This window comes from Xanthobacter autotrophicus (assembly GCF_029991245.1).
Classification (GTDB): Bacteria; Pseudomonadota; Alphaproteobacteria; order Rhizobiales; family Xanthobacteraceae; genus Xanthobacter; species Xanthobacter autotrophicus_C.
Genome location: NZ_JAIVFO010000243.1, coordinates 1 through 3,485, shown reverse-complemented (window position 1 = coordinate 3,485; position 3,485 = coordinate 1). Strand labels below are relative to the sequence as shown.

The following is a 3,485-nucleotide window of genomic DNA, read 5'->3' as shown; positions in this document are numbered from 1 at the left end:
GCGCGGGGGCATCCCGGCGGGAATCGGTGCTCATGGCCGACTTCATAAAGCATTTTTGACCGGAGCGGCCACCGACGGGCATGGCGAAAATGCGCCAGAACACCGCCTGGACCCGATGCGGCAGCCACAGGCAGACATGCGCCTTGGACAACCCTGCGAACCGTTCGCACCCCCTTGTCCGGACGTTCACAAAACTTTAATCATGCCGCAGTGCGCAACGCACCGCGTGCCGCGGGGGCACGTGAAGAGATCAATGATCCCATCATGAATCTGAGCCAAGGCTATTCCCATCGCCGCTCCTGCTGGGGCGTCGCGCGTACCGCACTTGCCGTTTTCCTGGTTGCGGTTGCGGTGGTCTATCTGTTCGGCGGCTTCGAGCACGCCATCATGCGGGTGGGCTGAGGCGCCGCTTTTCCACCCAGGTCCTGTCGCCGCCAAGTCCGGGTTTCCAAGTCCTGGCCACGACCAAAGGCTTTACCATAGAGAGCGTGGATGCGGCCCGTGCGTTGCCTTGAGGCACGCGCGGGCCGATGATCCGCGCCCGTCGCCGGGGTGGCGCCCGCTGCCCCGAACGGATGGTCGCGCCTGAACGCGACACGCCCGGCGCCCGTCTGGAACCGGGCCTTCGGTCGTGCTGGTGAATGCGGGTGGAGGACGCCGGATGCAGTGGGTCGATCAGCTTCTGGGCGTCCTGAACGCGAGCTTCGCCGTGCCCGGCTGGGTCGCCATCGCCGCGGCGGTGGCGGGCGTGGTCTTCGTGGTGCTCCTGTTCGCGCGGTCCGAGCCCAATGACCATCCGGTGACAATCCTGGTGCTGCTCGGCATGCTGGCCGGCGGCCTCGCCGTGGGCGGCGCCGTGGTGCGCGCCATCTCGGGCACGGCCGCGGGCGGGCAGGCGCAGGCGCTGGAGGCGCGCGCCGCGACCCTCGATTCCGCCGCCGCCCAGACCCCGGCGCTCGGCTGCCTCACGGCCGATGCCACCCTTGCCGGCGCGTGCGAGGCGGTGCTGTTCGAGCGGCCGGATTCGGTCTCCGCCGCGCGCGGCCTGGTGCGCGAGCGCATCGCCCTGGTGGAGGACGCCGCGGACATCCTGAGCAAGGTCGACGTGCCGGGCCTTGGCGCCCGCGTCATGACCTGGCGCCGGCCGCTGGAACTGGACCCGTTCGGCTTCACGGCGGCGGTGCTGGCGGAGGAGTTCGGCTGCACCCCCGCCTTTTGCGCGCCGGCCGCGGTGCTGGGTGACAATTCCCGCGTCGTCGCCAACATGACCGAGGGCCGCTACCAGGCGCTGGTGGCCAAATATGCGCCCATCTGGGAGCGCAACGCCCGTAACCGGGGCACGCTCAATCCCGCCCCTCCGGTGCGCACCGGCCCGTTCGGCTTCTCCGTCGTTCCGCATGAGAACGGGGCCGGGGGGCCAGGAATGGCGCAGCAGGAGCGCCCGCCAGTGGCGAACCTGCCGGTGGAGGACAGCCCCGTCGCTCCGGCTCCGGCGGCGAGTGGCCTGGCGCCGCTGCCTCCGTCCCGCCCGGCGGCGCGCCCGGCCGGCCCGTCGCCCGCGGCCGCCACGCCCCGGCCCGCCGCGCCATCCCGGCTGCGCCCCCAGGGGGCGCCCGCCACGCCGGCGCCGGATGCCGCTGCACCGGCTGGCGACGAATAGAACGTGCCAGTATATCGCGTAGGAGCAGATCAAGGCGGCCATGACGCTCCATCTCATCAAGCTGTGCGTCGGCGCGACCTCCATCGCCGATCTGGAGGACTGGATCGCCCAGCGGGCCGAGGTGGCACGCAAGGCGGGCCAGCCGTTCGAGCAGATCCATGTCACCCGCATGGTCCCGACCCGGCGCGAGGAACTGCTGGACGGCGGCGCGCTCTATTGGGTCATCAAGGGTGAGGTGGCGGCGCGCCAGCGCCTCATCGACCTGCGCCCCTTCGTGGACGCCGACGGGGTGCGCCGCTGCGGCCTCGTGCTCGACCCCTGTGTGGTGCCGGTGGAGCCGCGCCCGTCGCGCCCGTTCCAGGGCTGGCGCTACCTGAAGGCGAACGAAGCGCCCAGGGACCTCGCCCGCGCCGGGGGCGGCGCCGAACTGCCCGAGGGCCTCAGGCGCGAGCTGCGCGACCTGGGTCTGTTGTGAACGGGGCGGCGTGCCGCTCTCTTCTGCTGTTCTGACGTTTCGTCATCTCCCGTTCAGGATTGCTTCGCCACTGTGCGCACCGCGAAGGGCCAGGCATTTCGAGCCGCGGTTCGACGAGGGGAAGAGACCTATGACCATACGCATTGTGCCTGCCACTCTCGCGTGCGCGGCGAGCCTTCTGGCGGCGGGCGTCGTGACCGGCGTAACCATCGGCACCGCTTCGGCCCAGCAGAGCCAGGCGCTCAAAGAGATTCCCGCCGACAAGGCGAAGCTCACCGGCGCCATGACGGTGGACTACAATTCCCGCTCCACGCGCTCCACCTCCGGCACCGACCTTTATGAGATTTCCGATCTCGCGGTGGCCGACCTCATGATCCTGAAGGGATCGGTGCAGCGCACGCCGGGCAAGAGCCTCGTCTATTCGGTGAAGTTCGACGTGGTCAATCCGTCGAACCCGTCCCAGATCGCGCGGGAGGTGGCGATCCTGCGCGGCGACCTCCAGATCGACAACAACGGGCGCTACATCCCCGATGCCGGCCGGCTGCGCATCGACGTGGTGAAGGGCAACCAGACCACCTCGGCATTCGGCGGCTCCATCCAGGGCCGCAACGTGGCGCGCTGGTGGGAGGTGGGCGAGCAGTTCCGCAAGGCCCAAAAGGAAGCCACCAAGATCTATTCGCGGGTGGTGGACGGCAAGACCGTGTCCATCCAGGTGAAGAACCCGGACCCGCTGCGCTTCGAGCGCACCCAGCTTGCGGCCGGTCCGTTCTCGTTCCTGCCCGAGACCCGCGTCTCCGGAAACCTCGACTACGACTATGAACTGGGCAACTGGCTGACCGATGCAAACGGCGTGAGCTTCAGCTATGCGGTGGCCGACCGCTCCTTCACCGACCGGGTGTCCGGCTCCATCCGCTATGTGGAGGAGAACGGCACCTTCAGCGACAAGGCCGGCAAGAAGAAGCCCTATACCGGCTATTACGAATACAACCTGCGCTGGAACGAGCAGCAGACGAACAATGACCAGTCCTTCTTCGATGCCGGCGCGGCGCAGGCGCAGTCGGATGCGTTCTTTTCCAGCGCCGACCAGTCGAAGCCGGGCCTTTACGGCCGCGTGTACTACAATGACACTGAGGACGCCTGCCGGCGGGTGAAGGGCGAGGACGGCAAGGACGCCTGCGTCGGCCCCACCCGTTCCGAGGTGACCTGGGACCTGAAGGCGGAAAAGCTCACCTATGCCCAGCTCGGCAACTGGGTGAAGCTGGAAACCCTCATCCTCGGCCCGCTGACCGACGAGTGAGCCGGGCAGGGGGGCGGGCGGGTTAAAGGGCTGGAACGGCCTTTGGCCTATGT

4 protein-coding genes are annotated in these 3,485 nt (G+C 68.8%); all 4 read left to right on the top strand.

The window, feature by feature from the left end:
* Positions 1 to 264: 264 nt before the first annotated feature.
* The gene (locus K9U41_RS22250; protein ID WP_282643025.1) at positions 265 to 402 is read left to right on the top strand and encodes a hypothetical protein; all 138 of its coding nucleotides are present in this window, start codon (positions 265 to 267) and stop codon (positions 400 to 402) included.
* Between the two features lie 259 nt (positions 403 to 661).
* Entirely contained in the window at positions 662 to 1,660 is a 999-nt protein-coding gene (locus K9U41_RS22245) for a hypothetical protein (protein ID WP_282643024.1), read from the top strand.
* Positions 1,661 to 1,700: 40 nt separating this feature from the next.
* The gene (locus K9U41_RS22240) at positions 1,701 to 2,135 is read left to right on the top strand and encodes a DUF1489 family protein (RefSeq protein ID WP_282643023.1); all 435 of its coding nucleotides are present in this window, start codon (positions 1,701 to 1,703) and stop codon (positions 2,133 to 2,135) included.
* A gap of 130 nt (positions 2,136 to 2,265) precedes the next feature.
* A complete protein-coding gene (locus K9U41_RS22235) occupies positions 2,266 to 3,432 on the top strand; it encodes a hypothetical protein (RefSeq protein WP_282643022.1) in 1,167 nt (388 codons plus the stop codon).
* Positions 3,433 to 3,485: the final 53 nt, after the last annotated feature.

Coding starts and splice junctions, on each gene's coding strand:
- K9U41_RS22250 (WP_282643025.1), top strand. CDS start 265: ATGAATCTGAGCCAAGGCTATTCCCATCGCCGCTCCTGCTGGGGCGTC.
- K9U41_RS22245 (WP_282643024.1), top strand. CDS start 662: ATGCAGTGGGTCGATCAGCTTCTGGGCGTCCTGAACGCGAGCTTCGCC.
- K9U41_RS22240 (WP_282643023.1), top strand. CDS start 1,701: ATGACGCTCCATCTCATCAAGCTGTGCGTCGGCGCGACCTCCATCGCC.
- K9U41_RS22235 (WP_282643022.1), top strand. CDS start 2,266: ATGACCATACGCATTGTGCCTGCCACTCTCGCGTGCGCGGCGAGCCTT.